The 15,000-nt window shown below is 39.2% G+C and carries 15 protein-coding genes; 9 read left to right on the forward strand and 6 right to left on the reverse strand.

Features of this window, described 5'->3' with window-relative positions:
- Positions 1-50 precede the first annotated feature (50 nt).
- Positions 51-950, forward strand: a complete 900-nt coding sequence (locus ACULLG_RS11410; protein WP_452126918.1) for a DUF72 domain-containing protein — start codon at positions 51-53, stop codon at positions 948-950.
- On the opposite strand, the gene ACULLG_RS11415 is transcribed toward ACULLG_RS11410, so the two are convergent.
- Complete coding sequence (locus tag ACULLG_RS11415) at positions 947-1,798, reverse strand: phosphatidylserine decarboxylase (RefSeq protein WP_452126919.1); 852 nt, start codon at positions 1,796-1,798, stop codon at positions 947-949. The two genes, ACULLG_RS11410 and ACULLG_RS11415, sit on opposite strands and share 4 nt — an antisense overlap.
- Positions 1,799-1,990: 192 nt before the next feature.
- Between ACULLG_RS11415 and ACULLG_RS11420 the strand changes: the two genes are divergently transcribed.
- Positions 1,991-2,398 (forward strand): acyl-CoA thioesterase, encoded by a 408-nt coding sequence (locus ACULLG_RS11420; RefSeq protein WP_452126920.1) that lies wholly within the window; start codon positions 1,991-1,993, stop codon positions 2,396-2,398.
- On the opposite strand, the gene ACULLG_RS11425 is transcribed toward ACULLG_RS11420, so the two are convergent.
- The gene (locus tag ACULLG_RS11425; protein WP_452126921.1) at positions 2,395-3,663 is read right to left on the reverse strand and encodes a dipeptidase; all 1,269 of its coding nucleotides are present in this window, start codon (positions 3,661-3,663) and stop codon (positions 2,395-2,397) included. The two genes, ACULLG_RS11420 and ACULLG_RS11425, sit on opposite strands and share 4 nt — an antisense overlap.
- A 123-nt stretch (positions 3,664-3,786) precedes the next feature.
- On the opposite strand from ACULLG_RS11425, the gene ACULLG_RS11430 reads away from it, so the two are divergent.
- Together ACULLG_RS11430 and ACULLG_RS11435 are read left to right on the forward strand one after the other, a co-directional pair.
- The gene (locus ACULLG_RS11430) at positions 3,787-4,587 is read left to right on the forward strand and encodes a hypothetical protein (RefSeq protein ID WP_452126922.1); all 801 of its coding nucleotides are present in this window, start codon (positions 3,787-3,789) and stop codon (positions 4,585-4,587) included.
- Positions 4,588-4,606: 19 nt separating this feature from the next.
- Positions 4,607-4,966 (forward strand): hypothetical protein, encoded by a 360-nt coding sequence (locus tag ACULLG_RS11435; protein ID WP_452126923.1) that lies wholly within the window; start codon positions 4,607-4,609, stop codon positions 4,964-4,966.
- Positions 4,967-5,453: 487 nt separating this feature from the next.
- Here ACULLG_RS11435 and ACULLG_RS11440 read toward each other — a convergent pair whose 3' ends face one another.
- Complete coding sequence (locus ACULLG_RS11440; RefSeq protein WP_452126924.1) at positions 5,454-6,320, reverse strand: sigma-70 family RNA polymerase sigma factor; 867 nt, start codon at positions 6,318-6,320, stop codon at positions 5,454-5,456.
- A gap of 241 nt (positions 6,321-6,561) precedes the next feature.
- On the opposite strand from ACULLG_RS11440, the gene ACULLG_RS11445 reads away from it, so the two are divergent.
- Together ACULLG_RS11445 and ACULLG_RS11450 are read left to right on the forward strand one after the other, a co-directional pair.
- Entirely contained in the window at positions 6,562-8,073 is a 1,512-nt protein-coding gene (locus ACULLG_RS11445; protein WP_452126925.1) for a DEAD/DEAH box helicase, read from the forward strand.
- A gap of 102 nt (positions 8,074-8,175) precedes the next feature.
- Positions 8,176-9,417 (forward strand): glycosyltransferase, encoded by a 1,242-nt coding sequence (locus ACULLG_RS11450; RefSeq protein WP_452126926.1) that lies wholly within the window; start codon positions 8,176-8,178, stop codon positions 9,415-9,417.
- 36 nt (positions 9,418-9,453) lie between these two features.
- Here ACULLG_RS11450 and ACULLG_RS11455 read toward each other — a convergent pair whose 3' ends face one another.
- Positions 9,454-10,578, reverse strand: a complete 1,125-nt coding sequence (locus ACULLG_RS11455; protein ID WP_452126927.1) for a hypothetical protein — start codon at positions 10,576-10,578, stop codon at positions 9,454-9,456.
- A 163-nt stretch (positions 10,579-10,741) separates the two neighbouring features.
- On the opposite strand from ACULLG_RS11455, the gene ACULLG_RS11460 reads away from it, so the two are divergent.
- Positions 10,742-11,587 (forward strand): 1,4-dihydroxy-2-naphthoyl-CoA synthase, encoded by an 846-nt coding sequence (locus ACULLG_RS11460; protein ID WP_452126928.1) that lies wholly within the window; start codon positions 10,742-10,744, stop codon positions 11,585-11,587.
- Positions 11,588-11,621: 34 nt separating this feature from the next.
- On the opposite strand, the gene ACULLG_RS11465 is transcribed toward ACULLG_RS11460, so the two are convergent.
- Together ACULLG_RS11465 and ACULLG_RS11470 are read right to left on the reverse strand one after the other, a co-directional pair.
- A complete protein-coding gene (locus ACULLG_RS11465) occupies positions 11,622-12,023 on the reverse strand; it encodes a hypothetical protein (RefSeq protein ID WP_452126929.1) in 402 nt (133 codons plus the stop codon).
- 248 nt (positions 12,024-12,271) lie between these two features.
- The gene (locus ACULLG_RS11470) at positions 12,272-13,606 is read right to left on the reverse strand and encodes a serine hydrolase domain-containing protein (protein ID WP_452126930.1); all 1,335 of its coding nucleotides are present in this window, start codon (positions 13,604-13,606) and stop codon (positions 12,272-12,274) included.
- A gap of 46 nt (positions 13,607-13,652) precedes the next feature.
- On the opposite strand from ACULLG_RS11470, the gene ACULLG_RS11475 reads away from it, so the two are divergent.
- Entirely contained in the window at positions 13,653-14,549 is an 897-nt protein-coding gene (locus tag ACULLG_RS11475) for a pirin family protein (protein ID WP_452126931.1), read from the forward strand.
- An 87-nt stretch (positions 14,550-14,636) separates the two neighbouring features.
- On the forward strand, positions 14,637-14,999 hold the full coding sequence (locus tag ACULLG_RS11480; RefSeq protein WP_452126932.1) for a 3D domain-containing protein: 363 nt from the start codon (positions 14,637-14,639) through the stop codon (positions 14,997-14,999).
- The last annotated feature ends 1 nt before the right edge of the window (position 15,000 follow it).

The raw sequence follows: 15,000 nt of genomic DNA on the forward strand, positions 1-15,000 counted from the left end.
ATGAACAGCTTTCAATTATTCATAACTTAGTACCAGATAAAACAAATTCCATGAAATTTGGTAAGGTTGAGCATCCAGAATTAATCGATTTCACTATCCCAAAAGATCACCCAGATACTGCGGTGGTGCTGTCCAAAAACAAGGCTCCGGACAAAACCAATATTTATGTTGGCTGTGCTAAATGGAACCGACAAGACCTGAAAAATTTCTACCCACGGGGAACCAAAGATGAACTGGTTTATTACTCTTCACAGTTCAACAGTATTGAATTGAATGCCACTTTTTACAGAATATTTCCGGCGGAACAGTATCAAAAATGGTATGACAAAACCCCGGAAGGATTCAAGTTCTTTCCAAAAATGACCCAAGATGTGAGCCATTTACGGCGATTGAATGATAAGGTGTATGAAATAGCTGACCGCTATCTTGAAGTCACCTCCCTCTTAAAAGAAAAACTTGGAACCATTTTTTTACAGATGCACAATAATTTCGGGCCTAAAAACTGGGATAGGGTAGTACGCTTTGTAGAATACTGGCCGAAGGAGTTTCCTTTGGCGCTGGAATTTAGGCATACGGATTGGTTCAATGATGAAAAGGTTGCCCAGGAGTTGTATCATTTGCTTGAAGAAAACAATATGGCCAATGTTCTGGTTGATACGGCCGGAAGAAGGGATTTGATGCATATGCGATTGACCAACAACGAAGCCTTTGTTCGATACGTAGGAGCAAACCATAAATCGGATTATCCGAGATTGGACGAGTGGATTGACCGCTTGTCTCAATGGAAGAACATGGGACTGCGAAACATCCATTTTTTTGTGCATCAAAATTTGGAACTTGAATCACCATTGTTGTCGGCTCATTTCATCGAGAAACTAAATAAGAAGTTTGGTGAAAGTCTCACCGTACCCCATACATTGGTGAAAGCAAAACCAGACACCTTATTTTAATAAGGTACACCAACTTCCACAAAAGTGTTTTTGGTGTGGAATCTAGGTGAAGTCGGAGCTGCCATGCAACAGGTAGAACCTAAATAGAAAAGCGATAACTCTTGTAATTTGGACACTTTACTTCCTTCGGCAATATCCTCCGCTAGGGCAATTGTCCCCACTGCCGGACCTCCGACAATGGACAAATACCAGATTTTTCCGTTTTCATCGGTAATATCAATATTGTAGCGTTCATTCCTGAATGCGGGTAAAGATGGGTTTTCTTTATAGATCCAAGGCCGTAGGACTACTAAATCACCTGGGACATGTTGGATTCTAGTAATAGTTCCATCTATGGGCGAATGGATTCTGTGGTAATTTTTGTTATGCAGAAAGACATTGGTAAAGGTATAATCTTTTGGAATTTGCTTATCGTCAATCCCGAATACCGTTGCCACTGTCCGGATATCAGATTTTATACAGACCAAACGTAAATTATCAATTCGCTCCTCATCGCAAAGCAATCCTTCGCAGGGCCAAACGTATGGACTATCCACTTTTGGGAGGGATTTGAATTCCCGAATAAAAAAGTCTTGGAAGCATTCAAAATCCATCTTTCCATTTGGTGGCTTGAATTTTTCCAGATAATTTTTGTCGGAATAATTCAACCGGATATAAGGCTCAATAATCTTTTTGGAAATGGGCCTGTTGTAGAAAGCACTGTACCGTGACGAGATACCTCTTTGTAAATTACTCGGTACATTTCCCCAAACATCCACAGATAGAAATTTGTAGAGCTTGGCTCTCCATTTGGGTACTTTAAAAACAGTAAAACTAGGGTCGGAATAGTAGTTGGAAATGGCCTCCATAAATGTTCGTTGATTTAGATTGATGCTTGAATTTATGGAGCTGAAATCTTATACGCCAACGAATTAAGAAAAATTTATTTTTTGATTAACAAAATTTATAATTAAGGAATCTTTCTGTTAAATAGCACTTTATCCACTTCATTTTTGCTGAAAAGGTTAAATTTTGTTGGGCGAAACAAAAAAATAAACGCTATGCGATTTCATACAAGAAAGTGGGTCAAACCAGAAGATCTAAATGCCAATGCGACTTTATTTGGAGGAAAGTTATTGGCCTGGATTGACGAGGAGGCCGCTCTTTATAGCATCATTCAGCTTGAAAGCAAAAAGGTGGTTACCAAATACATGTCCGAGATAAACTTCATGAGTAGTGCACAAAAGGGGGACATCATTGAAATAGGAATTGAAGTAGTGAAGTTCGGGGTTACCTCAATAACCTTGAACTGTGAGGTACGCAATAAAATGACCCAAGAAAGTATTGTTACTGTAGATCATATTATAATGGTTAACCTTGATGAGAACGGGAATCCAAAACCACACGGAAAAACCAAAGTGGAATATGTAAAAGACAGGCTCGAAGAACGAAAAAAGAAAAGTGCTTAGTGCTGAGAAGCTATTTCCTGTACTTTGTCCAATACCCTAAGTAGGTTTTCGCCCCAAAGTTTGGCGATCTCCTCTTCGGAATAGCCTCGCCTTACCAGTTCAAGAGTAACATTAAAGGTTTCCGAGGCATCGGACCAACCTTCGATACCGCCGCCGCCATCAAAATCGGAGCTAATACCGACATGATCTATACCGATAAGTTTCACCATGTAATCAATATGATCTACTAAATCAGTTACGCTAACAGGGCTTGGGGCGTTGGCATTCTTAGCAGCTTTTTCGTCTCCCATTTTTGTTACTTTGGGGTAGTTTTCCATGAATTCTTCCTGCTGCGTCTTGGTTAAACTGGCAAACTGGGAACGTTCGTACCAATTGACTCCAAGAGAATCAGCTATTTCTTGATAGATTTGTTTCATGTAAGCCGCACGTTTTTCATGCTTCTCCGTATTCAAGTACGAACTAAAAGCAACTGTTTGCACCACACCACCATTGTTCTTTAAGGCCAATAGCTGCTCATCATCAAGATTTCGACTATGATCGCACAGTGCCCGGGCAGAAGAGTGCGAAGCAATAATTGGTGCTTTGGAAAGCGCTATCATCTGCATTATGGATGCTTTGGAAGGATGGGAGATGTCTATCATCATACCAAGTCTATTCATCTCTTTTACAGCTTCTTTGCCCAATTCACTTAAACCATTATGTAGCCAAACATCATCCTTTTCCCCAGTATTGGAATCGCAAAATTGGCTATGACCATTGTGGGAGAGCGAAATATAGCGGGCTCCTCGCTTATAATAGTCCTCAAATTTTGACAAGTCTTCGCCAATTGGATAGGCGTTTTCAACCCCGATCATTGCCACTTTTTTACCTGAGTCTACAATGCGTCTAACATCTTCGGAGGTCAAGGCCAATTCAATTTGGTCCGGTGCATATACATTGCATAATCTATGAATGGCCTCAAACTTGGAAATGGCATTATCAGCGGCCTTTGCGTATCCATCAGCATTTAAGGAATCCTGACCAGTATAAACAATGAGCCAGGCCACGTCCAAATCCCCGGTGTTCATCTTTGGCAAATTAATCTGGGTTTCAAGATTTTGGGTGTAATTGATACTATCGGTAAAGTTTTTCACATTGATGTCATCATGGGTATCAATTGTAATGACATTTTGATGGATTCGCTTCGCTTTTTCCTCCAAGGTTTCTGCTTTTTTTGCGCATGAAAATAACAACAAGGTGCCTAGTAGTATCGATAAATGTTTCATGACGGTTGGTTTACACATACAAATAAAGCAATTTGACAACAAAATGATAGCACTATAGAACATTAAATTGGAATCCCAATGTCAAATCCACATTTTTAGGTATAACAATAATCATTGGGAAGTTTGGGAACAAGAGAATTACTCACGTATTTGGAAAAGCTGGAAATTGGATTGAGCAGTTTTTCTTATGAAGAACTCGGTACCGTTGAAGCAGGAAAACTGAAAAAGTCCTTTGACCAATTTAAGAATGGATTGGAAGACAAGGTTTTTGGAGTTCCGGAGATGGAGCAGCTTAATGTAATTTATGAACAAGTGGGTATCGAAAGTCCGAACAAAAATTCGGAGGTTCTTGAAAAAAACAAAAATGCGAAAGATACCGATGTCCTAGTTTCGCTTTTGGCCCTATTGAAAAAAACAGATTTAACGCCTAAACAGTTAGAAATCACAGAAGCCTTGAACGCAGTTGGACATCGTATTGCAAAGTCGGAAGCACTTTTGAATGAAAAAAAAACCAGGAAATCCCAATCCAAAACCCAACGAATTGAGAAGAACTTGGAATCTTTTCTGCAAACGGACAAGGTAAACCTGAAACCTGTACTTACCGAATGCATGGGCCAAATGGAGCTTTTGGAAGAGCTTATCCGTTTGTACAAGCAGAACATTTTGGAGTTCATTGGTGCTGTAAAAGTGCATTTGCAGACAAAAAACTTTAGAGGAGTGGATTTTGCTTGCCAGAAAATTCAGCCCTGTCTCAGAATGATGAAAACCGTGAGTTTATTGGAAATTACGGAGCAAATGATTACCGTTTGCAAAACCGATAATGACCTAAAATACCTGAATTTCTTATACAACCAATTCCTGGTTGAGTTTCCAAAAGTGGACGAATTGGTTGATTTTGAAATTGAAGTACTACGCAATATGTAAAAACCAAACCCAACATAGCATGAAAGATCATAGTCTCCCCGAGTACCATGAGAGCATCTTTCATCAGTTGTTTGAACACGCTTCTGACCAAGATTGCAAACTAATTTTACTAAATCAAATTTTAGAAATCGGCGACGAAAAAGAAATTCCATTGTTGCTGGAACTGGAAAAAAATCCAAATCCTAAAATAAGCCAAAAGGCTACAAGGGTTAAACAGCAACTTCTTTATCAACTCACAGTCTCCGTTACAGTGGAAAACAAGCGCCTGCCTATGAGTCTTTGCTTTTTATACGATGAGTTCGATATAAAACCTTCTGATTATAGGCCAAGTATTGGTGTGGATTTTGATATATCACCTGATATTTATGAGATGGATTAGGGCCGTTTCAACACTAAAATGTAGATTTTTAATAAAAGTAAAGCACTTATAGTTATGTGTTGATAAATCCTACAAAACATGATTTTAAGGATTTCACAACTTGATTTGGGAATTTCACCACAATTTATTGTTAAAGCATAATGTTTCTGTTAGGTTTACGTTATAAGTACAACCCAAATAATAAACTGCCTGTACTATGTTATACGATACCTATGGTGAAGAATATTTAGCATTTCTTCACGAATTGAACGAAATCTTGAGCTCCAACGAACTTGTAGAACTGGACTACCTATAGTCAAAGCCCCAAAACTATATCTTATGAAAAATCAAAATCTAGAAAACTCGGCTTATTTAAATTTTATTCAGGATTTAAATGATATTTTGACCGATTTCAACATCAGTCAGCTGAGCCGTCCATAATTGTTTAAAGTGAAAGCATAAAAAAAGGGATGTTTAGAGCATCCCTTTTTTTATTTGAATTAGCTATCTATCCTCCCAAATATGACTTTAGGATTTTACTCTTCGACGTATGTCGTAATTTTCTAATTGCTTTTTCCCGAATTTGGCGTACACGTTCCCTTGTCAAGTCAAAAGTACTGCCAATTTCCTCCAGAGTCATAGACTGTTGGTCTCCAATCCCATAATATAAACGAACGACATCCGCTTCTCTTGGGGAGAGAGTTTCAAGAGCCCTGTTAATCTCGGTATATAATGATTGGTGCATCAAATCCCGGTCAGGTTTTGGAGATTCATTCGAGTTTAAAACATCATATAAGCTAGATGTTTCACCTTCCTTTAAAGGCGCATCCATGGAAACATGTCTTCCAGTATTTTTCAACGATTGTTTTACTTCATCCACGGTCATGTCGAGTTCCTTGGCAATTTCTTCTGCCGAAGGCGGCCGTTCATGCGCCTGTTCCAAATATGAAAAAGTCTTTTTGATTTTGTTTATGGAACCAATTTTGTTCAACGGCAATCGAACCACCCTCGATTGTTCGGCCAAGGCTTGCAGAATGGATTGCCTGATCCACCAAACCGCATACGAAATAAACTTGAATCCCCGGGTTTCGTCAAATCTACGTGCCGCTTTTACCAAACCTACATTACCTTCATTAATTAGATCAGGTAAAGTCAACCCCTGATTTTGGTACTGTTTGGCTACAGAAACAACAAATCTTAAGTTGGCGTTGGTAAGCTTCTCCAATGCAATTTGGTCACCCGTTCTAATACGCTGTGCCAATTCAACCTCTTCCTGAGCGGTAATCAAATCAATCTTGCTAATGTCCTGTAGATATTTGTCAAGGGATTTGGATTCGCGATTGGTTACTTGCTTAATAATTTTGAGCTGCCGCATAAGAGAATTCTGTTACAGGTGGTTATAGCTTACATAATACATCATAAAAGATAATTATCCAAGTGGCATTTGATATTATTATCAAAATGTTATAACCAGCTACAAAATATTGCGTTTTTATTTCAATAATCCAGTTGTTGATAGTAGGTTGATAGAAATAAAAACATGGGGTCTATCCATAGGATAAAAACGCCTAATTTTGTAAGGTTTGTTAGTTTCCAACATTTAATTCAATATTTCTTTGGAAGTAGAAAAAGTAGTAAGCAAAAAGACACTTTACGATTATCAACATGAAGATTTAAAGAAAATCTTCAAGCATATCAATGAGCTTCCGCAAGGAACCAATATTTTATACCAATTACCTACCGGTGGGGGAAAAACTGTGGTTTTTTCTGAAATAACCAGAAGATACATCCAAGAAACGGGTAAAAAGGTCATTGTGCTCACACATAGAATTGAGCTCAGTGCACAAACCTCCAAAATGTTGCATGGATTTGGTGTCAGTAATAAAATTATCAATAGTGAAGTCAAAGAACTTCATGATCAAGATGAGTACATGTGCTTTGTGGCCATGGTCGAAACCTTGAATAATAGACTTCAAGAAGAAAAGGTCAGCATTAATAACATTGGACTCGTTATTATTGATGAAGCACATTACAATTCCTTCAGAAAACTTTTCAAGTATTTTGAAGAGTCTACCATATTGGGAGTTACTGCAACCCCTTTGAGTTCCAATATAAAATTGCCCATGAAGGACCACTATAAACACCTGATTATTGGTGAGTCCATCAAATCGTTGATTGAAAAACGCTTTTTGGCCAAAGCCAATCTGTACAATTACGATGTAAGCCTCCGTACCCTTAAACTTGGAATAAATGGTGACTATACCGTTAAATCATCGGATGAGTTTTATGGCAATCATAGCATGTTGGGGAAATTGGTTTCGGCCTATGAAGAAATAGCCAAAGGCACAAAGACACTTATTTTCAACAATGGAATAAGTACTTCACTTTATGTCTATGAAACCTTTAAGAAGGCTGGGTATGACATTAAACATCTGGATAACAAAAATACAGCCACGGAGCGGCGAGAAATATTGGATTGGTTTGCGAATACCCCAAACGCCATTCTCACCTCGGTGAGTATACTTACCACCGGTTTTGATGAACCCAGCGTTCAGACCATTATTTTGAACAGAGCAACAAGATCCTTAACGCTTTACTTTCAAATGATCGGTCGCGGTTCACGCGTGCTTGAGGAAAAAGATGATTTCAATGTAATAGATCTTGGAAACAATCTTGCCAGATTCGGCCCATGGGATGCTCCTGTGGATTGGCAGGAAATATTTCATTTTCCAGATTTTTATCTAGAGAACATCAAAAATGATGAGGACATAGAACGTGAGTTCGTTTATGAAATGCCAGATTCCCTTAGGGTGAAATTTAGCAAATCGGAAGATATTACCTTTGATATCAAGGAAGAGTACAAAAAGGTATTTGCAAAGGGAGGCAAATCCAAACAAGTACTCGAAATGAGTATAGAACAACATGCAACAATCTGTGTAGAGAACAGTGAAGATGTCTTTGATGCCCGAATCTTGGCCAAAGAACTCAAAGAGGAAATTGCCTATCGCGTGCGACAATACTCCTATTGCATTATGAACAATACCAAAAACTACAAGGAGTGGTTGGAGGAGGATTATGAGCGCAAGCTACGCTCAAGTATCTCCAAAAAGTTTGCGGCCTTAATGTAATTGTTGAATTCTTGGATTTCTGTAGTGATAGGAATTTGGTCCCTGGAATTTAAGATTTTAACCATTGAAACAGATAGTATATATTTTACTTGATTCTGTCTAATGAACAAAAAACTCCTCATCATCGGTTATGTATGGCCTGAACCCAACACAACAGCTGCTGGACATCGAATGATGCAATTGATCCATGCCTTTAAAAGTTTCGGATACCAAATAACATTCGGTTCTACCTCCTCTAAAACCAATTTCAGCGAGAAGCTGGAAGCTTTGGACATCCATTGTGTTTCCCTGAAGTTGAATCATCCAAGTTTTGATGAATTCATTAAACAGCTTAAGCCCACAGTTGTATTGTTTGACCGGTTCATGGTCGAAGAACAATTTGGATGGCGTGTAGCTGGGTTTGCTCCGAGTGCACTTCGCATTTTAAACACGGAAGATTTGCATTCCTTGCGCAAGACCCGTGAAACTTGCCATAAAAAGAGTGTTGAATGGACCGTGGAAGAATGGTTGGCGAGTGACATAACCAAAAGGGAGGTGGCAAGTATCTACAGAAGTGACCTCACACTAATGGTTTCTACTTATGAAATGGGTTTGCTGACGAAAAAATTGAATGTTCCTAATACTATAATGCTGCACCTTCCTTTTATACTGAAAGGAATAGCGGAGAAACAACAGCAAAATTGGTCCAGCTTTGAGGAACGACAGGATTTTATTTCCTATGGAAATGGCAAACACGCTCCCAATGTGGATTCCATCATATATTTAAAGGAATCTATTTGGCCCTTGATTCGAAAAGCATTACCAGAGGCCAAATTAAAAATATATGGAGCCTATTTGCCTCAACAAATAATGCAAATGAATAACCCTAAAAATGGTTTTGAAGTTGTGGGGTGGGTAGAAAACTTAGACCAAGAAATAGAAAATTCCCGGATTTGCTTGGCGCCACTTCGTTTTGGGGCTGGTATCAAAGGAAAACTGGTAGATGCTATGCGAAATGGTACGCCGAGTATTACCACTCAAATTGCAGCAGAAGGTATGCACGCTGAATTGGAGTGGGGTGGAAGTATTACCAATGATGCAACCTCATTTGCCAAGGAAGCCATTTCCCTATATCAACATAACGAACGATGGGAAAAAGCGCAGTTTAATGGGATTCAAATTGTGAACACAGTTTACAATGAAAAGATGTTGCTGGATAGATTAAAGCATAAATTGGATGCAATATTGCTGAAGTTGGCCACACATCGTAACCAAAACTATATCGGACAACTTTTACAGCACCAAACCCATGCCAGCACCAAATATATGTCCAAATGGATTGAGGAGAAAAACAGGAAAAGTTAAGACAGTAAATGAAAAGATCTAAATAAGGTGAGTGACCTATTTCAAATTCCCATTGACTATCTCAAAACTGAAGGAGGCCTTTCCTGAAGTCGCTTTCCAAAAATTATAAAGACTGCCCCAAGACGCATCAGGATCACCTTGCTTTGCAAAATTTTCAAGATTGGAATTCAGTGTATCCCATTTTTCTTGAGGAACCGTGCCTTTTGAAACCACAACTACCAAAGCTTTGAATTCAGTTTGAGCGTTTTCATGCGAGGGTGCGCGATTTCCATTTTCCGCAATGATATCAGTAGCAGTATGAGTAGTGATGGCATCCGCTGTAAATACACCAAATTCTGAGGTGGATTCTGGGTTCTCCGCAACAAGCACTGATTCCAGCTCTTCAGGACCAATGAGCCCCATGGCGTAAAGTTCCAAATTGGAATAAGGGACTGAATTTCCACCATTGGCCACAGTGCCAAAACCAACTTCACCTTCCATTTTTCCTCGATAGGTGTTATTGCCCAAGTCCTCAATTTCATCAAAACCTCCTAATTGCCCACCTGCACTGGAATAACCCCAATGTCCACCAATAGTGGTAGGTATAAGGCCATGATTAGTCCAATAATGTTGGATTTCATGTAAGAATGGGCCATTTCGGATATACTCTGCCCTTGGCATATGAATAACGGTTTTTAATTTTCCAGATGATCCATAAGCAGTAGTATTGTCCCAAATATTTCTTCCAAGTCCTTCAATATCGTTTTGCGCCGGTGTTGACAATCCATAATAAAGATTGTCTGGTTGTGATGCTTCAACATTTAAAATGATGATAAAATCAAAATCGTCATTGAAATGCTCATAGACCTTGTTTGTGACCAATTTCATATCACCTTCATCAACCAAAAATTTATCATAATCACTTTCTGAAAGAATAAGATTGGTGAACTTATGCCCCTCATCAATGGTAAACCCGGATTCCAAAACAAGGGTGTCGGGGTTTTCAGGAGGGTGAGAATCATCAGGATTGTCAGTGTCATTTGGATCCTGCCCATAAGAATCGGACATTTCATTTTCCGATTCCGTTTCAGGAAGACCTATTTCCTCAGTACTGCAAGAAAAGATTAAAAGCGAAAGAAAAAGGAATAGGGCAATTCGTAAAAAAGGTTTGGGGCTATGCATAAGTGTTCTGATTTAATAAAATGAACGTTTAGCAACATTACATATTTTAAAAAAAAACAAGATCTCGATGAAGTGCTCGTCGATATCCAGACAAATTGACCATAACGCTACTTTTTATAACCAGTTTTAGCAATCTATTTATCTTTGGACAAACAATTTTTGAATGACCAAGACACCCAATTGGCAAACTGCCATCGAATTTGAAGATATTACCTATAAAAAATGTGATGGGGTAGCCCGAATTGCTTTTAATAGACCCAATGTTAGAAATGCCTTTCGGCCAAAAACCACTAGCGAACTCTATAAAGCATTCTATGATGCCCAGGAGGATACCTCTATTGGGGTTATTCTACTTTCTGCTGAAGGACCATCGACCAAGGACGGTAAATGGGCATTCTGTAGTGGTGGCGACCAAAAAGCTAGGGGACATAAAGGTTATGTTGGCGAAGATGGGTACCACAGATTGAATATTTTGGAAGTACAACGTTTGATTCGGTTTATGCCTAAAGTTGTCATCGCAGTGGTTCCTGGATGGGCCGTTGGAGGGGGACACAGTCTACATGTAGTATGTGATATGACCTTGGCTAGCAAGGAGCATGCGATTTTTAAACAAACCGATGCCGATGTAACCAGTTTCGATGGTGGATATGGCTCAGCCTATTTGGCAAAGATGGTTGGACAGAAAAAAGCCAGGGAAATTTTCTTTTTAGGCAGAAACTATTCCGCACAAGATGCTTATGAAATGGGAATGGTGAACGCTGTTATTCCCCATGATGAATTGGAAGAAACGGCTTACCAATGGGCGCAAGAAGTGTTGGAAAAATCCCCAACCTCTATTAAAATGCTCAAATTTGCCATGAACCTTACCGATGATGGGATGGTAGGGCAACAGGTTTTTGCCGGTGAAGCCACTCGGTTGGCCTATATGACAGACGAAGCTATTGAGGGAAGAAATGCCTTTTTGGAAAAACGAAAGCCAGACTTTGGTAAGGACAAGTGGATCCCCTAAGGAATCCTTTCGTTAATTCAAATTGGAAAGACAATTAAAGTTGCAGTAGCTTATGCTCCAATTTTTCCATTTTGGCCTTATCCTTGGCCATTTTCATTTCTAACTTGGACACTTTAAGGTTCAATTTTTTACTAGCAACCTCAGAAAGATTTTGAGCTGAAGTTTTACGTCTGGCATTTAGTTTTTCCAGTTTTATCCTATCCGTGCGTTGCTTGGTTTTCAGTTTTAGCACAGCTCTTTCCATTTTGCTTCGCTTTTTAAGCGCCTTTACCGTTTTCTTGGCGGCTTTCTCTTCCAATTTCAACTCGTAATCTGATTTTTGTTGTTGAGAGACTTCTTCAACTTCAGCGAGTACGGCTTCAGGTTCAGTTGATTGCCCTTGGGCATGAAAAACAGATAAACAAACTATGGTAAGTGTAAAAAATATTGTTCTCATGGGTTGTTTTTGAAATAGGACACCCAGAATTGTAGTGGGTCACATTTCCAAATGGAATATCCAAAATCAAAAAGAGCCTTGCCACTTGGGTCAAGACTCTTTTACGAGAACACTATATGAAAATGAAAAAATTTACTTTCGTTATTATTACATTGTAAATGTAGCACCAGTGTTCCCGTAAATGAAATTATTGTTGTGAAGTGGCTTTTTATTGTGGTTTGCTGTTCTTTTTAAGATATATTATCGACCTACGGTACGGATTTTACGACCTCTGACAGGAAGCTATTCACATCAAAATCAGAATCTTCGGCCAATCCCGTGCGTACAACGACCAAGTTTTTTGAGGGAATTACAAAAACATACTGCCCTTGGTACCCATTGCATGAATACAAGTCCTTGGGCACGTCAGGATACTTGCCATTCACATTCAACCAAAAGTGGGCGCCATATGTGCCATCGGAATATAGTGTAGGTTCTGTTATATAATCTACCCATTCCGGATCAAAGATTTGTTCCCCGTTCCAATTTCCTCTATCCAAATACAACTGTCCAAACCTTGCCCAGTCACGGGTACTGGCCCAACTATAGGAAGAACCAACAAAATTTCCTGCAATGTCTGCTTCGAGAATCATGGAATACATGCCAATTTTATCAATAAAAGCGGCATAGGGAAAATCCAAATATTGTTGATGTGATCTAAATTGCTGTCGTAAAATCCCAGATAACAAGTTGGTAGTACCTGATGAGTAGTTCCATAATTCAGTCGGTTTGGCAATGCTTTTCTTGATTCTTTGAGCTTGGGTCATGTCTGTATCAAGAAATAACATCCGGGTCACATCCGAAATTTTGGAATAATCTTCATCCCATTCCAGACCACTTTGCATACGCAGCAAGTGGTTTAGGGTAATGTTTTTTCGGTCGTCCTTTTCCCATTCGGTTATTGGGGCGGGCCAAGACATGTCTAATTTTCCCTGATGTTCCAGAATACCAAAACAGGTCGCCAACACGCTTTTGGTCATGGACCATCCCAAAATTGGAGTATCCTTGGTAAAACCATCTACATATTTTTCCTTCAGTAAATGTCCTTTGTACAAAATCAAAAGTGTTCGGGTTTTTTGAACTTCAGGATTTCCAAAAGCCATGGCTATAGCTTTGTCCAATTGTCCCATATCGACATCTTCGAATATGGAATCCTTCGGATTCGCTTGGCCATAAGGATAAGGGATAGTATCCATTGGCTGGTTCCGAAACGGCGTAGGTATAGTTTTACTTTCATCATAATCATCATTTACCAAAACGGTACCCAGCCCCTCCCGAAATACAGCTTTCCGATTCATTAAGCCATAAACGGAAGCCGATACCCATTGATGCTCAGTGTCCACCTCGGTATCAGCGAGTTCAATTAGAGGTACGTTATTGTCATTTTGTGCCAGCGAAGCAACAGAGCGTTGAGCAACAAAAACCCCGGAAGCCATATTTTTTGATGCATAGCCTGAAATGATGGTCAGTTTTGGGTAATTGAGATAAATTACAACCCCAATCACCAGCAATAGTAGGATTAGGATACGTTTGAGTAGTTTCATGAATTAAGATTTGTAACTTTCAGTTACTAAAATAAACAATTAGAATATGTCCAACATTGGAATGATCATAGAAGAACGTAGTCGTGATATTGGGGATTTTTTGGTTGGTCGGTTTATTCCTTTTCGTAAAAAAAGGATGATTGGGCCATTTGTATTTATCGACCATATGGCACCTGTGCAACTTGGTCCCCATAAATATATGGACGTAAATCAGCATCCGCATATTGGATTATCCACATTGACCTATTTGTTCGACGGCGAGATTATGCACGAAGATAGTTTGGGGACCAAACAGTTGATCAAACCAGGCTCTGTTAATTGGATGACCGCGGGTAAAGGGGTTTCCCATTCGGAGAGAACCCCGGAACATTTGAGAAATGGCAAAACATTTATGGCGCAGGGATATCAGATTTGGGTGGCATTGCCCAAAGATTTGGAGGATATGGAGCCACAGTTCCATCACATAGAAGAAAGGGATTTACCGAGGTGGACAGATGGCGATGCCGAGTTTACCCTGGTTGCCGGCGAAGGCTATGGAAAAAAATCCCCTGTACCTACATATTCACCTTTGTTTATGGTAGAGATCAAAACAAAGGAAGCTTATAAACTAAATGTAAATGGGGAATTAAAAGGTGAGATTGGAATTTGTATTGACAAAGGCAGTATCGATGCGTGTGGCGAAGTCATTCAAAAAGGGAATATTTTGGTCAGTAAAGTTGAAGATACTTGCGACATCACTGTACATTCAAATTCCCATTTATTGTTGTTTGGAGGGGAAGCTTTTCCAGAGGAAAGATATATCTATTGGAATTTTGTTTCATCGAGCATGGAAACCATAACGCAGGCTAAAAAGGATTGGAAAAACAAAACTTTTCCGATGATGTTGAATGATAATACCTATGTACCGCTGCCGAAAGAGGCTTTCAAGAATAAGAATACGTAACTTTAGTAACTTTCAATAACCATCACCTTGAGGAGCCATTTGTTATTTCTGTTCATTTTGTTTGCTTGTAAAAATGAGCCTAAGTACATGGTGAATAATTCATTGGATTGGAGGGGACTCGAGGTTACCGCCTCCGCTTATAATTCAGTAGCCTGGCAAACAGATAGCATTAGCCCCAGCATTGCTGCTTGGGGAGATACCCTAAAACCTGGAATGAAAAGTATTGCTGTATCCAGAGATTTAATTAAACTAGGTCTTAAACATAATACCATGGTTAAAATTGACACTTTTCCCGACACCTTTTATGTAAAAGATAAAATGAACAAACGATGGCGCAATCGAATTGATCTTTACATGGGGCTCGATGTAAAAAAAGCCAGGGAATGGGGAAAAAGGAAATTGTTTATTTGTTATGCTGTTCCAATTGATAGCACATCAACTTCTGATTGAA

This window comes from Flagellimonas sp. 2504JD1-5 (assembly GCF_053618295.1).

Bases quoted from the DNA above. Each gene is read 5' to 3' on its own strand.
- ACULLG_RS11450 (WP_452126926.1), top strand. From the start codon at position 8,176: ATGAACAAAAAACTCCTCATCATCGGTTATGTATGGCCTGAACCCAAC.
- ACULLG_RS11455 (WP_452126927.1), bottom strand. From the start codon at position 10,578: ATGCATAGCCCCAAACCTTTTTTACGAATTGCCCTATTCCTTTTTCTT.
- ACULLG_RS11460 (WP_452126928.1), top strand. From the start codon at position 10,742: ATGACCAAGACACCCAATTGGCAAACTGCCATCGAATTTGAAGATATT.
- ACULLG_RS11470 (WP_452126930.1), bottom strand. From the start codon at position 13,606: ATGAAACTACTCAAACGTATCCTAATCCTACTATTGCTGGTGATTGGG.
- ACULLG_RS11475 (WP_452126931.1), top strand. From the start codon at position 13,653: ATGTCCAACATTGGAATGATCATAGAAGAACGTAGTCGTGATATTGGG.
- ACULLG_RS11420 (WP_452126920.1), top strand. From the start codon at position 1,991: ATGCGATTTCATACAAGAAAGTGGGTCAAACCAGAAGATCTAAATGCC.
- ACULLG_RS11415 (WP_452126919.1), bottom strand. From the start codon at position 1,798: ATGGAGGCCATTTCCAACTACTATTCCGACCCTAGTTTTACTGTTTTT.
- ACULLG_RS11425 (WP_452126921.1), bottom strand. From the start codon at position 3,663: ATGAAACATTTATCGATACTACTAGGCACCTTGTTGTTATTTTCATGC.
- ACULLG_RS11465 (WP_452126929.1), bottom strand. From the start codon at position 12,023: ATGAGAACAATATTTTTTACACTTACCATAGTTTGTTTATCTGTTTTT.
- ACULLG_RS11435 (WP_452126923.1), top strand. From the start codon at position 4,607: ATGAAAGATCATAGTCTCCCCGAGTACCATGAGAGCATCTTTCATCAG.
- ACULLG_RS11410 (WP_452126918.1), top strand. From the start codon at position 51: ATGAAATTTGGTAAGGTTGAGCATCCAGAATTAATCGATTTCACTATC.
- ACULLG_RS11480 (WP_452126932.1), top strand. From the start codon at position 14,637: ATGGTGAATAATTCATTGGATTGGAGGGGACTCGAGGTTACCGCCTCC.
- ACULLG_RS11440 (WP_452126924.1), bottom strand. From the start codon at position 6,320: ATGCGGCAGCTCAAAATTATTAAGCAAGTAACCAATCGCGAATCCAAA.